This window comes from Mycolicibacter sp. MU0083 (assembly GCF_963378075.1).
Lineage (GTDB): Bacteria > Actinomycetota > Actinomycetes > Mycobacteriales > Mycobacteriaceae > Mycobacterium > Mycobacterium kokjensenii.
Map to the genome: position 1 here is coordinate 3,925,468 of NZ_OY726394.1, position 19,792 is coordinate 3,945,259.

Sequence of the window (19,792 nt, forward strand, 5' to 3'; positions counted from 1 at the left end):
GTGCAAGTGGGGTGTGACCTGGGTGCAGTATGAACGGGGTGGGAACGCGACCGCGGCCGCCGAGTTCCTGAGTGGGTGACTCGACGGCCGCGGCGCTTGAACGGTACGCCTTAGCCGGGGACGCCAGGCGTTCCGTTTGCTCCATCGGCGCCGTCGATGCCGGGTGTGCCGTCCGGGGTGCCCCCCGGGCCGCCGTCCCCGCCGGCCCCGCCAGTGCCCCCGTCGCCGGCGGCTCCACCGGTCCCGCCACCGGTCGGCACGCCACCGTTGCCACCGTTGCCGCCCGCGCCGCCGCTGGCACCGAGACCACCGGTGCCCGCAGTTCCGTCGACGCCACTGGTGCTGTTGCCACCGGTTCCCCCGGCGCCGCCCTTACCGGCCGCACCGCCATCACCGCCGTCACCGCCGGCCAGTCCGTCGCCGGCGGAGTTCACGCCGCCATTGCCGCCGGCCCCGCCCGCGCCACCGGCACCACCTGCGCCACCCATTCCACCGGCGCCACCCTGACCGCCGACCGAGGTGCCACCGGTGCCACCGGCCCCACCGTTGCCGGCGGATCCTCCGTCGGTGCCGTTGCCGCCCGCGCCATTCGCAGAACTGCTCCCGGCGGTACCCGCGGTGCCGTTGCCGCCCACGCCACCGGCGCCCCCGGCGCCACCGTTGCCGTCGACTCCGGCGCTGCCGGCGTTGCCGTTGGTGCCACCGGTACTGACACCGCCGGCACCCGCGGTGCCGCTGGCAAGGCCGCCGGCCCCACCGGTCCCGCCCCTACCGCCGTCGAGGCCGTTGCCGTTCGCGTCGACACCGCCCTTTCCGCCCACGCCGCCGACACCACCGGTGCCACCGTTGCCGGCATTGCCACCGTTACCGCCGTTGCCGCTGACCGCCGTGCCGCCGGCCCCGCCGCTGCCGCCGCTGCCGCCGTCACCACCGTTCCAGCCGTCACCGCCGGCGCCGGATGGGTGGGCAATTCCCTTGTGCCCGGGCGCGCCGGCCCCGCCGCTGCCGGCGTTGCCACCGTTGCCACCGTTGCCGGTGCCGGTCGCTGCGCCGCCGACCCCGCCGTCACCACCTTCGCCGCCGTTGAGGCCGGCGCCGCCGCTGCCGCCGACGCCGGCGGTGCCACCGTTGACCGCACCTGCGCCACTACCGCCGTTGCCGCCGTTGCCGCCGTGCCCGCCGGGCCCAGGCTGGCCGCTGGCCTGCGGAGTGAGCGCGCTGACCCCGCCCGCACCGCCGGCGCCTCCGTTACCTGCGTGGCTGACGCCGAACGGGTTGCCGACGGCCGAGACGCCGCCGCTGCTGCCGCCGGTACCGCCATCGCCGCCGTCACCGCCGACAAACAATCCGGCTCCGCCGACGCCGCCGGTGCCGCCGTTACCGCCGGAGGCGGTGCCGTTGCCACCGTGACCACCGGCCCCGGCATCACCGGCGGTACCGCCACCACCGGTCAGCGTTGCCGCCGCCGCACCGCCGGCACCACCATTACCACCGTTGCCGCCGGTGCTGGCGACATCGGCACCGGTGGCCCCGTCGGCGCCGTTGCCGGCGTCACCACCGTGGCCGCCGGTGCCCGAGGCGCCGGCTCCTCCGGCCCCGCCGTTGCCGCCGTTGCCGCCCTTGCTGAAGATGGTGCCGCTGCCCGACGTCCACCCGGTGCTCTGCCCGCCGTCGGCGCCCTTGCCACCGTCGCCCCCGACGCCGCCGTTGCCGGCCGTCACGGCGCCACCGGCGCCACCCTGACCGCCGTTGCCGCCGAGATAGGTTCCGCTACCGGCGGCACCGCCGAGCCCACCGGTGCCGCCCTTGCCCTCGGCGGTCGCGCCGCCGAGCCCGCCGCTGCCACCGGAGCCGCCGGTGGTCTGGATGCTGTCGTCATCGGTGGCCGCATCGCCTGCGTTGCCGCCATTGCCGCCGGCGCCACCGTTGCCCTCGACGCTGTTGCCACCGGCACCGCCGACACCGCCGTTGCCGCCCTTGCTGGTGCCGAAGCCGCCCTCGCCGCCGGCACTGCCGGCGCCGCCGGTGTTGGCGCCCTCGGAAGCGCCGCCTCGCCCGCCGATACCGCCGTTACCGCCGGTCGTTCCGTCACCGCCGTCGCCGGACGACCCGCCGTTGCCGCCGACGATGCCGTTGCCGGCCGTGCCGCCGGTGCCGCCGTTGCCGCCCTTGCCCAGGTAGTCGCCGGTGTCCTCGTCCCGGTAGCCCTCGCCACCGTTGGCCGCGTTACCTCCGTCGGCACCGGTCCCGGTTTCGCCGGCCTGCCCGAAGGAGCCGTTGAACTTCACCCCACCGAGCCCGCCGGTGCCGCCGGCACCTCCTTGACCGCCGTTACCACCGTTGAGGTGACCCGCGATGCCGTCATCCACCCCGTTGGCCGCGGCGCCGCCGTTACCGGCGACGCCACCGTCACCGCCCTGGCCACCGTTGCCGAAGTAATAGCCGCTGCGGCCGCCGACCCCGCCATTGCCGCCCCAGCCGCCGATGTCGCCGTGGCCGGTACCACCGTTGGCGTAGCTGCCCGCGGCGCCATCGGTGCCCTTACCGCCCTGGCCGCCGTTGCCACCGTTGCCGAAGAACCAGCCGACCGCGTCACCGCCGGCACCGCCGACCCCGCCGACCGCGCCGACTCCGACACCGTCACCACCGTTACCGCCGTCACCGCCGAGGCCCATGAACGTACCGCCGACGCCGCCGGCGCCGCCGGCGCTGCTCTCGAAACCGTCACCGCCGTCGCCGCCGTTGCCGAACCAGCCGGCCGCACCACCGTCGCCGCCGGCCACGCCGGCCTCGTCGCTGCTCCAGCCGTCGCCGCCGTCGCCGAACCACAGTCCGGCGTCGCCGCCGTCGGGGTTGTCGGCGGTGCCGTCGGCACCGTCACCGATCAGGAACAGTCCGGACGATTCGTTGATCCAGCCGTTGACCCACTCGCCGAGGTCACTGTTGATCCACGCCTCGACACCGAAATGCAGTGGCTCGTAGAACCATTGGTCGATGATGGTGCTCATGTCGAAGAAGCCGGCGGCCGCGCCCAGCGGGGCATCGGCGGCCGAGGTCGCGGGGTCGAACCAATCCCACCCGAAGTCGAACCCGTCGGCCTGAGCCGACGGCGGGGTCGCCAGGGGCGCCATCCCGAACGCCAGGAATGCACCGGCCGCACCACCGGCTCCGATGATCCGGTTGCGGCGCGTCCGGCCGGCTTGACCGCGACGCCGGCTGCTGCTGTGACGACGACTCATTGAGGAACACCTTTCTAAGATGTAAAGCGCTGGGGTAGTTGAGTTTTGATAAGCGGTTTCAGGAGAAGATGTCGTCGAGCAGGTCTTGTAGACCGCTGAAGACGTTCGTCGCTTCCGCGCTGGCTCCGCCGTCATCGAAAAGGTCGTCCGGTATCACCGGCAGTTCGACACCCGCCATCGGCGGCGTCACGACGACCGCGCCTTTCCCACTCCAACCGGAGCCGAGCAGCGCCCCCACGATCTGACCCCACGCCTCCCAGGCCGCGATGGGGCCGATGGCCTGGCCGTCCATGGCGATGGTGTTGAGCAGTGGCACGCCGACCATTTCCAGTCCGATGCCGTTGAAGATTGAGCCGCCGACCGCCGGGATCGACGCGACTACTTCGCCACCGGTACCCAGGACCTCGTACGGGCCGACCGACACCGAGCCGGGAGTGAGGAGGCCGCCGAAGGCAAACTCCAAGTGGTCCAAGCTCATTCCGACGGGGAGGAATCCTGCGTCGTTGATCATCGGCAGTAGGAAGTCGAGGCTGAGCGTGGCGCCGTTGAGGAAGCCACCCCAGGTGTTGGCGATGATCTCACTGAAGCCGTCGCCGTCGTCGATGCTGTTCATCATCGCGACCCACGGGCTGATGCCGGGACCCAGTGAGCCGATGATGACCGCACTCAGCGGTGACGTAAGCCAGTCGACGACGGCCGTCACCGACTCGGCGTCGATGTCGGGCGGCAGGAAGCTCGGCAACTGGTTGTACAGGAAGGCGTGGCCGGTCAGTCCTGCCCCGTCGAGGGTGTGCTGCGTGACGAGACCCTTTGTCGCGGCGAGCATGTCCTGCACCGCCCAGCCGTCACGAACCGCTACCCAGCGGTCCTGGATCTGGGTGTTGATGTCGGCCAACGTGCTGCTGCTCGGGTCGTCCAGGAACTGCTGGGTGTAGCCCATCCAGTTGGCGAACAGCTGCTGCCAGGCCACCCCGGGGGCCAGCATGTAGTTGTTGAGCAGCGTTGTGGCGTTGGCCGACGCGGTGTTGAACACGTCCTGCCAGGTGTCGACGATGCCGGGCAGCCCCGTGAGCGCGACATCGATGACCGCGGGCGCCGCGGGTGCCGGCGCCGCCACCGGTGTGGCGGCGATCAGGCCGGTCCCGGCGATGACGACGCCGGCCGTTGCGTAGGGGCGAAGAATGGCGTGCAAGGGAGCTCCTTCGGTCATGTGACTCAGTGCCCGAAAAGTAACTGAGCATGACCTGAAAAACACCAGTCCTAGGGATGAGGTCCGCAAAGTTAATCGCCCGTACTCGCACTGGCAATCGCCGGGACGCGGATAACGCGAGGTAGACAGTTTTGCGGCGCTTTACAGCAAACTATTGACCGGCATTTAGTGGTTCAATTGGAAATTACCGACTGGTAAGAATTGAAACATGTTCAGCCTGACCTATTCCGCGTCGAGACGGTGCGAAATACCTTGCTGAACTGCTGCGACATGCACAATCGACGATTTCCTCGCGCGAGACGAAAAAACGCTTCTCAAGTGCCGAACCTCCCGCACATTCATCAACATAAGCAAACTTTTGCGCCGACAATTCTTGACGCCTGTCAACCGCTGTGACCAGCGGTCGGAACGGAAAGCGCGCCGCGCGAGCAGGCGACGCTGCGTCCGGCGACGCCGGTTGAGGCCACGGCCTACCTGAGAATCCGTCAAACTGTCACGGCAGGGATCCCGGTCGTCGAATGCCGTGTCCGGCGCGCCCCGGCCGGCCTCATCTGCGCGCCGGTCCTACGGCAGACGTCACCCAGGGCGATCGCCTGCGGCCGCGACAGTCGCTCCAGGTAGTGCACGCGGATCGCCCGCGCGTAAGTCGCCACGGCGGGCCGGTGCAACCCCCGGCCCTCGTCGGTGATGCAGGCCAGCACCGCTCGCCGGTCGCCGGGGTGTTGACGCCGTGCGACCAGGCCCCGCGCCTCCAGTCGTGTGATCAGTTGGGTCACACGACTGGGCGCCATGGCGAATTCCTCTGCGATGTCGCCCATTCGGACAGATCCCGACGCCGATCGGGCCAGCAGATCCAGCACCAGAACACCGAACAGGGGCAGACCGTGTTCGGTGATCAGTCGATGGTTCAACGCCGCAAACAGTCGCAACGATGACTCCATGAACAGCTGTACACACGCGCCCTCTGCGGGGTCGAGCGCGGGAAGCTCCCATATCGCCCGTTCAATCGCCGTCCGGCGTCCCATGCCGGGCGATGGTAATGAGGAGGCGTGCTGCCAGTGGGGAGAATTCAGAAGTATTTGCACCAGGGGCCGCGATGTAACGCCGTGCGGCTCGACTTAGTTCGGCTTGACCCGAAGCTCGGCCGCCGCCATCGATTCGTTGATCTGCTGGCAGCTGGCGCCCAGCGCCAGCATCTGCTGTCGGGACATCCGGTTCACATACAGCACCCGGATCAACTGGGCGTAGGTCTTGCGGGCCTCGGCCGCCCGATTCCGGCCGGCGGGGGTGATCTCGGCCCGCACGCCCCGACCATCGCCGGCGAAGCGGGCCCGCCGCAGGAGCCCTTGCGCTTCCAGGCGACCGGTCAGCCAGGTCACCCTGCTGCGCAACAACATCAACGCGCCGGCCAGTTCACTCATCCGCGCGGATCCGGAGTCGGACTTGGCGAGGACTTCCAGCAGCCGAAGTTCGAACAGGCCGAGCCCGTGCTGCTCCGTCAAGGTCTGGTTCAGCGCGACCACCAGACGCGTCGACGATTCCGCGAACTGCTGCCACGACCGTTGCTCGAGGTCGTCAAGTCCTGGCAACCACAGCGCCGGTGCACCGGCACCCATCTGCTCCACGGCGGGCGACGGTACCGAATTGCGTTGCAGAACAGCCGCCGAAATCGCGATGGACCACATCATGACGACCAGATGACTACCGCCACGCGGCGGCCCGCAACTCTCACCGGAATGTCATCGATGCTGCTCCGAGCACTTTTGGCCCACGGCCCGCAAACTCTACTACCGCGCCTAGTTGATTCAATCGGAAACTAACTCGCGGGTAACGATCAGAACACGTTCTAGCGCGACGCTTAGGTAGCTAGACGGCGGGTCACATCGATGTCTAACACGGAATATCGACCCGGTCCCGGCTAATTCAAGTTAGCTGCATGTCCTAGTAATAGAACGAGCGACCACCCACCGATATCGACGTCCTCCATATCCGGTTTTCGCCTGGGAGCAAACGCCGGAAAAGTCGACTGAGGGTGCCGTGGGAGTACCGCACGTCGGTCAGTGCACCAACAAATCACGTCGATGATGCCGCATGCTCCGCGCCGATACACAGCCCGGAGGCTAGAGCGTCGGCTTCGTCTGACCCAGACCGACATTGATACGGCGGCAGTTCTCCTCGAGGGTGGTGAGCTGGCGGCGAGACAACGAACCGATGAGATGGGCCTTGACCCCCTGGGCGTAATCGCGGCTGGCGTGCACCGCCACGCTGCGTCCCTCTTCGGTGATCCGGGCCACCACGCCGCGTCGATCCGCGGAATTCTGTTCGCGCTGAACCAGACCCCGCTCCTCAAGCCGGTGGATGCGCTTGGTCATATGATGCGGATTCGCCGCCAGAGCATCGGCCAGATCCCCCATCCGCGCGGCACCGTCGGCGGACCTGTCGAGAATGTCGAGGACCCGCATGTCGATCACCGAGAGGTGGTGCGCTTCGGTGAGACAGCGGTCCATTGCGGTGTGAAACCGCAACGCGGCGTGCAGATAGTTCTGCCATGACCGTTGTTCGGCGATGTCGAGGCCCGGCAGATCGCTGGCCGTGCGACGACGGGACGGGCGCGTCATTCTCGACATGCTAGCCAGGGGTGGCGGCATTTAGCGAGCGATGTTCCATATATACGAACTCACATTGGACAATACCGGATTCCGGGCACGGCGGCCGAGCCATTCGCGGATGTCAATTCGACATGAGAAGTATAGTCGTGCAGGCGATTTCGGCATGCGGCGCGCTGCATGCCAGCGATTGACCCGCGGATCCTCCGCGGGGTCGCGGCGGCACTCCTCGGCAGGACGCCGTCGGAGCCTGGCGGATTGCCCCCCGGATTCGACACGTTCGGGTAGCCGCCGCGGGCCAGCCGCCCGTCCTGGAGCGCAGTCCGCAACCAGCCTTGGTTACGGGCGGAGTTGTGGTCCCGGCAGGTCCCGTCGTAGACCCGGATCGATAACACGCGCTATGGGTAGGAATTGTTCACCGGCGCTGGGAATTCAGAGCCGTCGGCGAAGTTGACTCTGCGCTCAGGGCGCAAAAGTGCGAGTAGCGACCGCCCTGAGTGCAGAGTCAACGAGAGAACGGGACTGGCGGTGGCGGAGGGATTTGAACCCCCGGACGGTGTTAGCCGTCTCTCGCTTTCAAGGCGAGTGCATTAGGCCGCTCTGCCACGCCACCGCCGGAAATCGTACCCCGGGCGCCACAATGCGTTCGGGCCGGATCGGGCCGGTAGTAGCGTGTTCGGCATGCGTGCCATCGTCGTCGAATCGCCCGAGGTCCTGACATGGCAAGAGGTGCCCGATGTGGCACCCGGCCCCGGTGAGGTGCTGATCCGGGTGGCCGCGGCCGGGGTCAACCGAGCCGACCTGCTGCAGGTGATGGGGGTGTATCCGCCCCCGCCGGGGGCCAGCGAGATCGTCGGCCTGGAGGTCTCCGGGGTGATCGCCGCCGTCGGTGACGAGGTTACGAGTTGGTCGGTGGGACAAGAAGTCTGCGCGTTGCTGACCGGCGGCGGCTATGCCGAATTCGTGGCGGTGGACGCCCGGCAGGTGTTGCCGGTGCCGGCCGGGGTGAGCCTGGAGGACGCCGCGGGGCTTCCCGAGGTGGCCTGCACGGTCTGGTCGAACCTGGTGATGACGGCCGGCCTGTCCGAGGGCCAACTGCTGCTGGTGCACGGCGGCGCCAGCGGGGTGGGCAGCCACGCCATCCAGGTGGCCCGCCAGTTGGGCGCGTGGGTGGCAGTGACGGCCGGGTCGGAGGCCAAGCTGGAATTCTGTCGGGAACTGGGTGCGGAGATCGCGATCAACTACCGCGACGAGGACTTCGTGGCACGGGTCCGCGAGGCCGGCGGCGCCGACGTCATCTTGGACATCATGGGCGCGGTCTACCTGGATCGCAACGTCGATGCGCTCGCCGACGACGGGAAACTGGTGATCATCGGGATGCAGGGTGGGGTCAAGGGTGAGCTCAACATCGGCAAGTTGATCAATCGGCGCACCCGGGTAATCGGGACCGCGCTGCGCGGACGGCCGGTGGACGGCCCGCACGGCAAGGGCGCCGTCGTCGAGGCGGTCACCCGTGAGGTGTGGCCGATGATCGGCGACGGCCGGATCAAGCCGGTGATCGGTGCTCGGCTGTCCATTGAGCAGGCCGGCGAGGCGCATCGACTGCTGGCGTCGGGGGATGTGACCGGCAAGGTCGTGCTGACGGTGTAGGAGCCGGCGGCGAACGTGCGCAGATTGCCGATTTTCTCGGCGTGTCTGGGTGCAAACGCGCACGCTCGCCCCCAGAGGAACCGGGCGCCGACGTAACATCATTGGCGAAACGATTGGTGACGGCCCTGCCGTCCGATGACTCCCGGGAGGCACCTGCTATGGCTACCGAAACCATGTCGGCTACAACGGATTCGGACGCCTCATGAGTACCCGGATGCCGCGGCAGCGGATCGACGTCAGCGACGAGGTTCTGATGGTTCCCGCGCCGCCGCTTCCGATCCTCGACGAGCCGTACAGCATTCGTTTCGCAGACCAAGACGGCGACGCCGCGATGATCTCCGAATGGATGAACCGACCGCACCTTGCCCAGACATGGGGCTACGCGTACCCGCCCGACCAGTGGCAGCGGCATCTGGACGTCCAATTCGGGGGCAGCTATTCGCGTCCCTACGTCTACAGCGTCAACGGTGAGCCGCTCGGGTACATGGAGTTGTTCCGTGCCGCAAAGGATGACCTGTCCACCATTTACGACGCCGATCCATACGACGTGGGCTTACACGGCGCCATGGCGGATCCCAACATGGTTGAAAAGGGCCACGGGAAGAACATCTTCGGTCCGTTGGTCTCGAGTATCTTTGCGGCCGAACCGCAATGCCGACGTGTCATCGGAGACTCCCAGGCCGCCGGCTCCTACGGCCGTCGATTCTGGGAACGGCGCGGCGGCGCCTTCCTGGGCGAACACTACATGTCCACGTGGGATCAACACATCGTGCTGTTCGCCTGGCCGCGGACCCCTGACGACATCCCTGGCTATCGCGAGTCCTCTTAACGCCGTAAAGGCGACCGAAGGGCGGTGACGGATCAGTATCTGTCACCGCCCTTTTCGTATCTGCTGAGCACACCTAGGCCGCCGCGAGGGTGCACAGACTGTCAGGATTCGCGGTGTGTCGCGGAACAGACACGCACCCTCGCGAGGAGGGGCCGACTACGGGCGAATCCCCGGCCCCGACATCGCGTGTCGGGACCGGGGACTCCGCGGTCTGTCCGAAGGCCAATCGGCGAGGCCAGCCGTTACGGCGCGCCCGCACCGCCGATGCCGCCGGCGCCGCCCTTACCGACGGTGCTGCTGCCACTGGTGGCCTTACCGCCGGCCGTACCGTCGGTCCCGGCCGAGCCGGCGACGCCGTTGCCGTTCGCACCGCCCTGGCCGCCGTCGCCGCCGTTGCCGCCGCTACCGGCCCAGTTGGACTTGCTGGGCTTGGAGGCACCGTTGACACCGTTGCCGCCGTTGCCGCCCTTACCGCCGGATCCGGCCATACCGGTGCTGCCGTCGGCCTCGGTGCCACCCTGGCCACCGGTGCCGCCCACGCCGCCGTTACCACCGGAACCACCGGTGCCACCGCCGCCGGTGCCCTGACCGGCCAGGCCGTTGTAACCAGCACCGGGTGCACCACCGGTACCACCGTTGCCGGCCTGACCACCGGTGCCGCCCTTACCGGCCACCCCGGCGTCGCCGTGTGCCCCGGCCCGGCCGTCACCGAGCGCGACACCACCGGCACCGCCGGCGCCGGCGTTACCACCGGTGCCACCGTCGCCGCCCTGTCCACCGACACCGCCCATTCCGCCGGCACGGCCGGGCAGACCGAGGCCGCCGTCAGAGCCCTTGCCGCCGGTGCCACCGTTGCCACCGGTCCCGCCGGTGCCGCCGGCACCACCGGAACCACCGAGGCCACCCGCACCACCGTCGCCGGTGACCGTGCCGCCCGCACCGCCGACACCGCCGATGCCACCGGCACCGCCGGCGAACCCGCTGGCGCCCTTGGCGCCGCTGCCGCCCTGACCACCGGCCATCCCCTGGCCCTGCGGGTCCTTCGGGGTATTTTGACCGGCGCCACCGTTGGCTGCGGTCGAGGTGTTGTTGCCACCCTTGCCGCCGCTCCCGGCGTTACCGCCGGTTCCGCCGGTGCCGTGCTGTCCGGCGGCGCCGCCGTTACCGCCGTTACCGCCGGCCGCACCGGCACCGGTGGCGGCATTGGTGCCGGAGGTACCGGCTGCGCCGTTACCGCCGTTGCCGCCCGTACCGCCGTTGCCGTATTCGGCAGTGGAGTTTCCGCCGACACCACCGTGGCCGCCGGCCTGCGCGAGTCCGCTGCCCAGGGTCACGCCGTTGCCACCGTTGCCACCGGTTCCACCGGAACCGGCCGCGCCCTCGGCACCCGAGACACCGCTGTCGGCTTCGGTCACACCGTCGCCACCGACGCCGCCCGCTCCGGCCGCACCGCCCGCACCGGCGACGCTGCTGCTGTTACCGCCCGCACCACCGTTACCGGCGGCAGCGTTCGTTCCGCCGCCGGCGCCGTCGCCACCGCGGCCACCGGAGCCGGCATTACCGCCCGCACCACCGTTACCACCGACGCCGCCGACACCATCGGCTCCACTGTCGCCATCGGTCGCCGTGCCGCCCGCACCGCCGGCGCCACCGACACCACCGGCGCCACCGTCACCGGCCGTACCGGTCGCGTCGCCACCGGTACCGCCATTGGCGCCGCTACCCGCCGTGGCATTGGTGCCCGCGCTGCCGTCTGCGGCGTCGCCGCCCGCACCGCCGTTGCCGCCGACACCGCCGACACCACCGGCACCACCGTCACCGGAGATGGAGCCACCGGCACCACCGGCACCACCGTTACCACCGGCGGTACCGGCCTCACCGTCGGTGCCGTCGACACCACTGGTTCCACCGGCCGCACCGTGGGCACCGGCACCACCGTTACCACCGGCACCGCCGTGCCCGACGGTTCCGGCGTCGCCACCGGCACCACCGTCACCGCCGGCCTGACCGGCCGCCGCGTTGCCACCGGCACCACCGTTACCGCCGTTGCCGCCGAGCACGGCGCCGTCCTGACCGGCCGCACCGGCGGTACCGTCGCCGCCGGTACCACCGGCACCACCGAGACCAGCGGTTCCGGCGGTGCCACCGGCACCACCCTTACCGCCGGATCCGGCGACGAGTCCGCTGCCGCCGCCGGCACCGGCACCACCGTTGCCACCGTTGGCGCCGTCGCCGGTGTTGCCGCCGTCGCCACCGGCACCGCCGGCGCCGTCCACACCGGCCTGGCCGTTGGTCGCGACACCACCGGTGCCGCCGGCTCCACCGCTACCACCGGCGCCACCGCTGCCGTTGGTGCTGGTGGCATCGCTGCCGGCCCCACCGTTGTCACCGCTGCCCGCGGCCGCATCGGTACCGTGCGCGCCGTTGTCGCCGGCACCACCGTGACCACCGCGGCCACCGACACCACCGACACCACCGGCACCACCGTTGCCTTCGACGGTGCCACCGGCACCACCGTTACCGGCCGCTCCACCGTGACCACCGGCCGTGCCATCCGTGCCGTCACCGTTGATGTCGGTGGTTCCGTCGATACCCGCCGAACCGGCACCACCGTTACCACCGGCACCACCGGTACCGATCGCCCCGGCGTTACCGCCCTGACCACCGCTACCGCCGTCCTGGGCGGTGCCGTCGGCCTGGACAACACCGGCGCCACCGTTACCACCGGCGCCGCCGTCGCCACCGACGAGGCTGGTGCCGTCCTGCCCGTCGGCGGCTTGCGCGCCACCCTGGCCGAGACCACCGCCGCCGCCTGTTCCGGCCTGGGCACGGTTACCACCGTCGCCACCGGTACCGCCGTTGCCTGCCGCGATGCCTTCGGCGCCGTCGCCACCGTGACCACCGGCACCACCGTTGCCGGCCGCCCCGGCGTCACCGCCGACACCACCGACGCCACCGGCGCCTTGGCTGGCGTTGCCGCCCTGGCCGCCCGCGCCACCGGCGGCCGCGTCACCGCCCTGGCCGCCGTTGCCGCCCGTCTCACCGGCAGCACCGATCACACCGGCACCACCGTTACCGCCGGCACCACCGACGCCACCGGCACCACCTGCGCCCGCGTCACCGGCGACCGTGCCGCCGTCACCGCCGGTGCCGCCGGCACCGCCGACGCCACCGTTACCACCGGTGGTGCCGTTGCCGTCGCCGTCGGTCACACCGGCTTCACCGTCGCCACCGCGACCGCCGGCGCCACCGGTGCCACCGTTGCCGAACGCACCGGCCGCACCACCGTTACCACCGTTACCACCGGCCTGGCCGGTCGCGCCGTCGGCGAGCAGGTCGCCGTTACCGCCGGCGCCACCGTCGCCACCGTTGCCGCCGCCGCCGGCCGCACCGGCGGCACCGTCGTTGCGGTAGGTGACGCCATCACCGTTCAAGCCGCCCTTGCCGGCCTGGCCCGCCGTGCCGCGATCCCCGCCGGCCCCACCGTTACCGCCGTATCCCGCGGTGTCTTCGGTTCCGCCGCCGGCGCCGTGACCACCGCGGCCACCGTCGCCGGCGTCACCGGCCGCACCGCCGTTACCGCCGATCCCACCGGTGCCGTCCAGGCCCGCCTTGCCGTTGGTCGCGGTACCGCCCTGACCACCGTTACCACCGGTGCCGCCGTTACCACCCTGGCCGCCGTTGCCGCCGTCGGTGCCGTCGCCGCCGTTGCCGCCGCTACCGGCAACCGCGTCGGCACCGGCGAGGCCCGCAACACCGGCGCCACCGACGCCACCGTTACCACCCGCACCGCCGACGCCGCCCAGACCGCCGTTACCGGAGATCTCGCCGCCCTTACCGCCGTTACCGGCGTGGCCGCCGGCCGCGCCGTCGGCGCCGGTCCCACCGTTGGCCAGTGCGGTCGATCCGGCGGTGCCGTGGGCACCGGCGCCACCGTTACCGCCAGCGCCACCGTTACCGATGGGTCCGGCGTCACCGCCGTGGCCTCCGGCGCCACCGGCCTGGATGGTGCCGTCTGCCAACACCATTCCGTTGCCGCCCTTGCCGCCGGCGCCACCGTTGCCGCCGATCGCAACGGCGCCGGCGTTACCGGCGTCGGCCTGCGTGGTGTGGCCGGCGTCCCAGCCGCCCTCACCCGCGTTTCCGGCGGTACCCCGGACGCCGCCGTCGCCGCCGTCGCCACCGCTGCCGGCCACCGCGCCGGTTCCGCCGCCGGTGCCGTCCGCACCGCGGCCACCGTCACCGGCGTTACCGGCGTTGCCCGCGTTGCCGCCCAGGCCGCCGAGACCGTCCGCTCCGGCACTGCCCGCTGTCGCGGTACCGCCGGCACCACCGTCTCCACCGGCGCCACCGTTACCGCCGATACCGCCATCGCCGCCGTCGGAACCGTTTGCACCCGAGGCCCCGGTACCCGGGGTCACCAGTGCGGCAGTGCCATTGGCGCCGTGTCCGGCGTTGCCACCGGCACCACCGGCGCCACCGACGCCACCGGCGCCACCGTCACCGGCGTCCGAGCCGCCCGCGCCACCGACGCCACCGGAACCACCGACACCACCGTGACCACCGTTGGTGCCATCGCCGTTGCCGTCAGTCACCCCGGCTTCGCCGGCCGCACCGGCGCCGCCGTTACCACCGGCGCCACCGTTGCCGGCCGTGGCCGCGTCACCACCGTGGCCGCCTGCGCCACCGCCCTGGCCGAGGTCACTGCCGGTGATCAGGCCGACGCCGACGCCACCTTGACCACCGGCGCCGCCGTCGCTGCCGAGACCGTCCGTACCGGTCGCGCCCGCCGCACCGTCACCGTCGACACCGATACCGCCGAGGCCTTCGGTGCCCGCGATGCCGGCGTCGGCACCGTCACCACCGGCACCACCGTTACCGGCGTTGGTCGCGCCACCGCCGCCGAGGCCGGTGCCACCGGTGCCGGCCGCACCGGCGTCACCACCGTCGCCGGCGTCACCGCCGGCGCCACCGACACCGGCTGCTGCGGCACCGCCCTCGCCGCCGACACCGCCCTGGCCGCCGGCACCGGCGTTACCGCCGTTACCGCCATCGGTGTCCGCGATCATCGCGTCCGCGCCCGCACCGCCGTTACCGCCGTTACCGCCACGCCCGGCGTTGCCGCCGACGCCACCGTTACCGGCCGTCGCACCACCGGCACCACCGGTGCCGCCGTTGCCGCCCACACCGCCGAGGTAGCCCGCGGTGCCGTTGCCGTCGATGTCGGTGAACCCGTGCACGGTCGCGCCAACACCGCCGGCACCACCGGCACCACCGTTGCCGACGTTGCCGCCGCTGCCGCCGACACCACCGTTACCGCCGCCCTGGCCGATGTCGGTGCCGGCGATCAATCCTTCACCGGCGCCACCGGCGCCACCGATGCCGCCGTCGCTGGCGACACCGTCGAGGCCTGCGCTGCCATCGGCGCCCTGGATGCTGCCCGCGCCACCGGTGCCGACCGTGCCGGTCAGACCACCGTCGGCCCCGGCGCCACCGGCACCACCGTCGCCCGCGGTGTCGCCGCCGCCACCGCCGAGGCCCTTGCCACCGTTACCGGCGACACCGCCGTTGCCGCCGTAACCGGAGTTCCCGCCGGCGCCGCCGGTGCCGTCGGTGGCCGCACCACCCTGGCCACCGTTACCGCCGTTACCGCCGGCCCCGGCATTGCCACCGTTGCCACCGTCGGTGTCGGCCACGGTCGCGTCGGCACCATCGCCGCCGTTACCGCCGTTGCCACCGATACCGCCGACACCACCGGCGCCACCGTCACCGGAGACGCTGCCGCCCTGGCCGCCCTGGCCGCCCTGGCCGCCCACGCCACCCTGGTAGCCGTCGGTGCCGTGGCCGTCGTTGCCGGTCTCGCCATGGACGGTGGCACCTGTGCCACCGGTTCCACCGACACCACCGTTGCCGACCGAGGCGGCGTTTCCGCCCTGGCCGCCCTGGCCGCCGCCCTGGCCGATCGTCGAGCCACCGATCAGGCCGAAGCCGTCACCACCGCGACCACCGTCGGCCCCGTCGGCGTGCTGTCCGACTTCACCAGCAGCGCCGATGGCACCTTCGTCGACGCCCGCGCCGCCGGCGCCGGCATTGCCCGCGGCGCCACCGTCTGCTCCGTCACCGCCGTTACCACCGTTGCCGGCGTTGGTCGCGCCACCGCCGCCGCCGCCCCAGCCGCCTTCAGCCGCGGTACCGGCGTCGCCACCGTTGCCCGCCGCGCCACCGGCACCACCGGTCCCGTTGGCCGCCGCACCGCCGACACCACCGTTGCCGCCCGCACCACCGGCACCCGCGCCACCGCCGTTGCCGCCGGAGCCGTCGTAGGTGTCGGCGTTCAACGCCTCGCCGCCGTCACCACCGGCACCACCGTTGCCACCGGCGCCACCGGCGCCACCGTTGCCCGAGTTCGACCCGCCGATACCACCCGCGCCGCCATCGCCACCGACGGCACCGGTCCCACCGGTCGTCCCGTCGTAGCCGATCGTGGTCCCGTCGACCGCCGCCGCGCCGTCACCACCGGCACCGCCGACACCGCCGTCGCCGTCGGTACCGGCCGCACCGCCGGTGCCGCCGTGGCCACCGGCCTGGGCCACGTTGCCGAGGATCAATTCGCCGTCGCCGCCGCGGCCGCCGGCACCGCCGTTGCCGCCGCCGCCCTCGGCGCCGGCCGCACCCTGCTCGGCCTGTTCGGTCGCGCTCGCGTTCCAGCCACCGGCACCACCGGCACCGGCCGCACCGCGGTTACCACCGGTGCCGCCCTGTGCACCGGATCCGGCAACCGCATTCGTGCCACCGCCGGCACCGTCACCGCCGGCACCGCCGTTTCCGGCGTCACCGGCCGCGCCACCGGTACCACCGCGGCCACCGTCGCCGTCAGCGCCGGCGTCTCCGGCGGTCGCCGTACCACCGGCACCGCCTTGACCGCCGACACCACCGGCACCACCGTTACCGCTGTCGCCACCGCCGATACCCACGGTGCCGTCGCCGCCGCTGCCGGCTATCGCGTCGTCGCCCGCTTGACCGTCCAGGCCGTGACCACCGGCACCACCGGTACCGCCGACACCACCGGCACCACCGGCACCACCGTTGCCGGCGGTGGTACCGCCGGCACCACCGATACCACCGGCACCGCCGGCGCCACCGTCGACGCCATCCGTTCCGTTACCGCTGATGTTCGTGCTGCCGGCGATGCCGGTCGCACCCTGTCCACCGGTACCACCGGCGCCACCATCGCCGACCGTTCCGGCGTCGCCGCCGTTACCACCCTGGCCACCGGCCTGGACCGTGCCGTCGCCGAGGACCTCGCCCGCGCCGCCCGTACCGCCGTTACCGCCGTTGCCGCCGGTACCGTCTGCACCCACCGCGCCGGCGGCCGCATACGTGGTGCCACCGCTGAAGCCACCGGCACCGCCGGCACCGCCGACGCCGGCGTCACCACCGGCACCGCCATTACCACCGTTTCCGGCTGCCACTCCGGTACCGCCACCGGCGCCGTCACCACCGTTACCGCCGACGCCGGTCCTGCCCGCGGCGCCGCCGTCGCCACCGATGCCACCGGCGCCGTGCGCACCGGCCGTGCCGTGCGTCGACGCGCCACCGGCACCGCCGGCGCCACCGACACCACCGACACCGCCGTTGCCGGCCGTGCTGTCCGCGTCACCACCGTTACCGCCGTTGTCGCCGGAACCGGCCGCCGCGTTCAGACCCGCAGTGCCGTCGGCGCCAGCGCCACCGACACCACCGGTGCCACCGCGGCCACCGACACCACCGGCACCACCGTTACCGGCTTCGGAGCCACCGGCACCACCGGCGCCACCGACACCACCGGCACCACCGGCCAGACCCGTCGTGCCATCACCGTTGGCGTCGGTGTATCCGGCCATGCCTTCGGCACCGGCGCCGCCGTTACCGCCGGCACCACCGTTGCCCAGCGAACCACCGTCGCCACCGGCACCGCCGGCACCGCCCGTTCCGCCGGCGACCGTCGCGTCCGCGCCGTCGCCACCCCGACCGCCGTCACCGCCGCCGGTCGCCGCCTCGCCTACCGAACCCGCAGCACCGTTGGTCGCACCGGCACCACCGGCGCCGGCCGCACCGGCCACACCCGCGTCACCACCGCGGCCACCCTGGCCACCGTCGATGTGCGTGGCATCACCGTCGGCACCGTCACCACCGTCACCACCGACACCGGCCGCACCACCGTTACCACCGTCACCGCCGTCACCGGTCTTGCCCGAAGAACCCAGCAGACCACCGGCACCGCCGGCACCACCGGCGCCACCCTTACCGCCGACGCCACCGTTACCACCATCACCGGCGGCACCGCCGTCAGCACCGGGCGCGGTGGCGTCGACACCGTCGCCACCGTTGCCGCCGTTACCGCCGTCGGCGCCCTGGCCGCCGGCACCGCCTTGGCCGCCGGACCCGATCAGCCACGAACCCTTACCACCGGCACCACCGTTACCACCGGCGCCACCGGCAGCACCGGTCGCGCCGTCTAGACCTACGCCGCCGACGGCGCCGGCCAGGCCAAGCGCACCGTCACCACCGACACCACCGTTACCACCAACGCCATAAGCAAAACCGATACCGGCACCACCGGCACCACCAACACCACCATCACCACCGTTGACACCAGCGCCACCAGCGCCACCATCACCGCCGACACCCATGAACCAACCACCGGCACCACCGGCACCACCATCACCACCATTGATACCGGCACCACCAGCACCACCATCACCGAAACTACCCGCCGCACCACCAGCACCACCGGTGCCATCAGCAGCCGTCCCACCGGCACCACCATCACCGAACCACAGACCACCAGCACCACCGGCAGCCTCAGCCAGCGTGCCCCCATCGACACCGTCCTCACCGTTACCGATCAGCAGCGTGCCAAAACCGAAGATATTGATGAAGTCCGCAACCGACGACCCGAACGAACTGTCCAGGAAATCCTGACCGAACTCATGCAACGGGTCATAGAACAACGACCCGAACCAATCATCAGCAGCCGCCGAACCCGGCACCAACGCCAACGACGAATCAAACGACAAACCCACATTCGACAGCAACGGCTCCCACGACTCACCGTCGAAAATCGTCTCCCACGACCCCGGCGAACCCAGATCCGCAAACGCCTCCGTCAGATCCGCACCAAACCAGTCCAGATCATCAGCCCGCGCCACCGGCGCCCCCGCCAACGGCGCCATCCCAAACGCCAAAAACGCGCCCACCGCACTACCGGCCCCCAACAGACGCCGGCCACGCCGGCGACCGTCGGCGCCGTTGAAACCACGGCGTTCTGCGCGGTGCTGCTTTCCAGTCATGTGGGACTCCCTATTCTGCTGCGAACCCATGTCGGTGATGGTCTGTCGAATCAAGTTTTGGTGTGTTTGACGGTGCCGAGGACTCAGCACAGCCGGCGGAATCTCGGTGGCTGATTCAGGTTGTGCCACGCCGCATTTCGGCGCTGACGGGCGCTTCCGCGCATGGCATTATGAGCGGACCCATTGGTGACGGCGTTGCCGTCCATGGAGATCCAGGAGGAATTTTTGATGGCTACCGAAATCGCACCGGCGACAACGGATTCGGGGGCGATATGAGTTCGCTGATGGCACGGCAGCTGGCGAACGTGTCCGAGGAGGTTCGCGCCGTTCCACCGCCGCCGCTGCCGGTGTTCCCCGAGCCGTACAGTGTGCGTTTCGCCGACCCGGACGGCGACGCGGAGTTGATCTCCGACTGGATGAACCGGCCGCACCTGGCCGAGACATGGCATTACGACTACCCGGCCGACCAATGGCGCCAGCATCTGGGCATCCAGTTCTCCGGCAGTTACTCCCGGCCGTACGTCATCAGCATCGACGACCGTCCCATGGCCTACATGGAGCTGTTCCGAGCCGCCCAAGACGACGTCTCCGTCCTCTACGACGCGCATCCTTATGACGTCGGGTTGCACATCGCCTTCGGCGAGTTCAGCATGCTCAAGCGCGGGCACGGGGGTCCGCTGTTCTTCGCCCTCGTCAACAGCATGTTCGAGATCGAACCGCAATGCCGGCGGATCATCGGAGACACCCACGCTGCGGAAGACTCGTTGGGACGCCGCGCCTGGCAGCACCGTGGCGGCACCTTCCTGGGCGAGCACTTCGTACCGAAGTGGAACCAGCGCATCGCGCTGTTCTGCTGGCCGAGGACGCCGGAGGACATTCCGATCCACAGCGCAGACGCCTAAGACCGGTCGCCGGGGGCGGCGGAT

General features: G+C 71.1%; 9 protein-coding genes, 1 tRNA gene and 1 pseudogene. 3 read left to right on the forward strand and 8 right to left on the reverse strand.

The features are described from left to right. Positions 1–110 precede the first annotated feature (110 nt). The 7 genes and pseudogenes from RCP38_RS18460 to RCP38_RS18485 all read right to left on the reverse strand — a co-directional run bounded on the left by RCP38_RS18460 (position 111) and on the right by RCP38_RS18485 (position 7,668). A complete protein-coding gene (locus RCP38_RS18460; RefSeq protein WP_308474350.1) occupies positions 111–3,239 on the reverse strand; it encodes a PGRS repeat-containing protein in 3,129 nt (1,042 codons plus the stop codon). Between the two features lie 58 nt (positions 3,240–3,297). Next, complete coding sequence (gene gjpA / locus RCP38_RS18465) at positions 3,298–4,431, reverse strand: outer membrane porin GjpA (protein ID WP_308474351.1); 1,134 nt, start codon at positions 4,429–4,431, stop codon at positions 3,298–3,300. A gap of 503 nt (positions 4,432–4,934) precedes the next feature. After that, on the reverse strand, positions 4,935–5,474 hold the full coding sequence (locus tag RCP38_RS18470) for a MarR family winged helix-turn-helix transcriptional regulator (protein ID WP_308474352.1): 540 nt from the start codon (positions 5,472–5,474) through the stop codon (positions 4,935–4,937). A gap of 93 nt (positions 5,475–5,567) precedes the next feature. Beyond that, positions 5,568–6,074, reverse strand: coding sequence for a MarR family winged helix-turn-helix transcriptional regulator (locus tag RCP38_RS18475; protein WP_465270692.1), 507 nt, complete (start codon positions 6,072–6,074; stop codon positions 5,568–5,570). 495 nt (positions 6,075–6,569) lie between these two features. Next, on the reverse strand, positions 6,570–7,067 hold the full coding sequence (locus RCP38_RS18480; protein WP_308474353.1) for a MarR family winged helix-turn-helix transcriptional regulator: 498 nt from the start codon (positions 7,065–7,067) through the stop codon (positions 6,570–6,572). A 278-nt stretch (positions 7,068–7,345) separates the two neighbouring features. Beyond that, a pseudogene (locus RCP38_RS19995) lies at positions 7,346–7,528 on the reverse strand (hypothetical protein); the annotation flags it as partial. 50 nt (positions 7,529–7,578) lie between these two features. Beyond that, positions 7,579–7,668 (reverse strand) — tRNA-Ser (locus RCP38_RS18485). Positions 7,669–7,736: 68 nt separating this feature from the next. Here RCP38_RS18485 and RCP38_RS18490 point away from each other — a divergent pair. Continuing rightward, entirely contained in the window at positions 7,737–8,705 is a 969-nt protein-coding gene (locus RCP38_RS18490; RefSeq protein WP_308474354.1) for an NAD(P)H-quinone oxidoreductase, read from the forward strand. Positions 8,706–8,907: 202 nt separating this feature from the next. After that, positions 8,908–9,534 carry a GNAT family N-acetyltransferase gene (locus RCP38_RS18495; RefSeq protein ID WP_308474355.1) on the forward strand — a complete coding sequence of 209 codons (627 nt, stop codon included), beginning with the start codon at positions 8,908–8,910 and terminating at the stop codon, positions 9,532–9,534. 242 nt (positions 9,535–9,776) lie between these two features. Here the strand turns inward: RCP38_RS18495 and RCP38_RS18500 are convergent, their stop codons facing one another. Further along, entirely contained in the window at positions 9,777–18,866 is a 9,090-nt protein-coding gene (locus RCP38_RS18500; RefSeq protein WP_308474356.1) for a hypothetical protein, read from the reverse strand. Between the two features lie 272 nt (positions 18,867–19,138). On the opposite strand from RCP38_RS18500, the gene RCP38_RS18505 reads away from it, so the two are divergent. Beyond that, positions 19,139–19,768: a GNAT family N-acetyltransferase gene (locus RCP38_RS18505; RefSeq protein WP_308474357.1), complete on the forward strand. Its 630-nt coding sequence runs from the start codon at positions 19,139–19,141 to the stop codon at positions 19,766–19,768. Positions 19,769–19,792: the final 24 nt, after the last annotated feature.

Coding starts and splice junctions, on each gene's coding strand:
- RCP38_RS18460 (WP_308474350.1), bottom strand. CDS start 3,239: ATGAGTCGTCGTCACAGCAGCAGCCGGCGTCGCGGTCAAGCCGGCCGG.
- RCP38_RS18470 (WP_308474352.1), bottom strand. CDS start 5,474: ATGGGACGCCGGACGGCGATTGAACGGGCGATATGGGAGCTTCCCGCG.
- RCP38_RS18480 (WP_308474353.1), bottom strand. CDS start 7,067: ATGACGCGCCCGTCCCGTCGTCGCACGGCCAGCGATCTGCCGGGCCTC.
- RCP38_RS18490 (WP_308474354.1), top strand. CDS start 7,737: ATGCGTGCCATCGTCGTCGAATCGCCCGAGGTCCTGACATGGCAAGAG.
- RCP38_RS18495 (WP_308474355.1), top strand. CDS start 8,908: ATGAGTACCCGGATGCCGCGGCAGCGGATCGACGTCAGCGACGAGGTT.
- RCP38_RS18500 (WP_308474356.1), bottom strand. CDS start 18,866: ATGACTGGAAAGCAGCACCGCGCAGAACGCCGTGGTTTCAACGGCGCC.
- RCP38_RS18505 (WP_308474357.1), top strand. CDS start 19,139: ATGAGTTCGCTGATGGCACGGCAGCTGGCGAACGTGTCCGAGGAGGTT.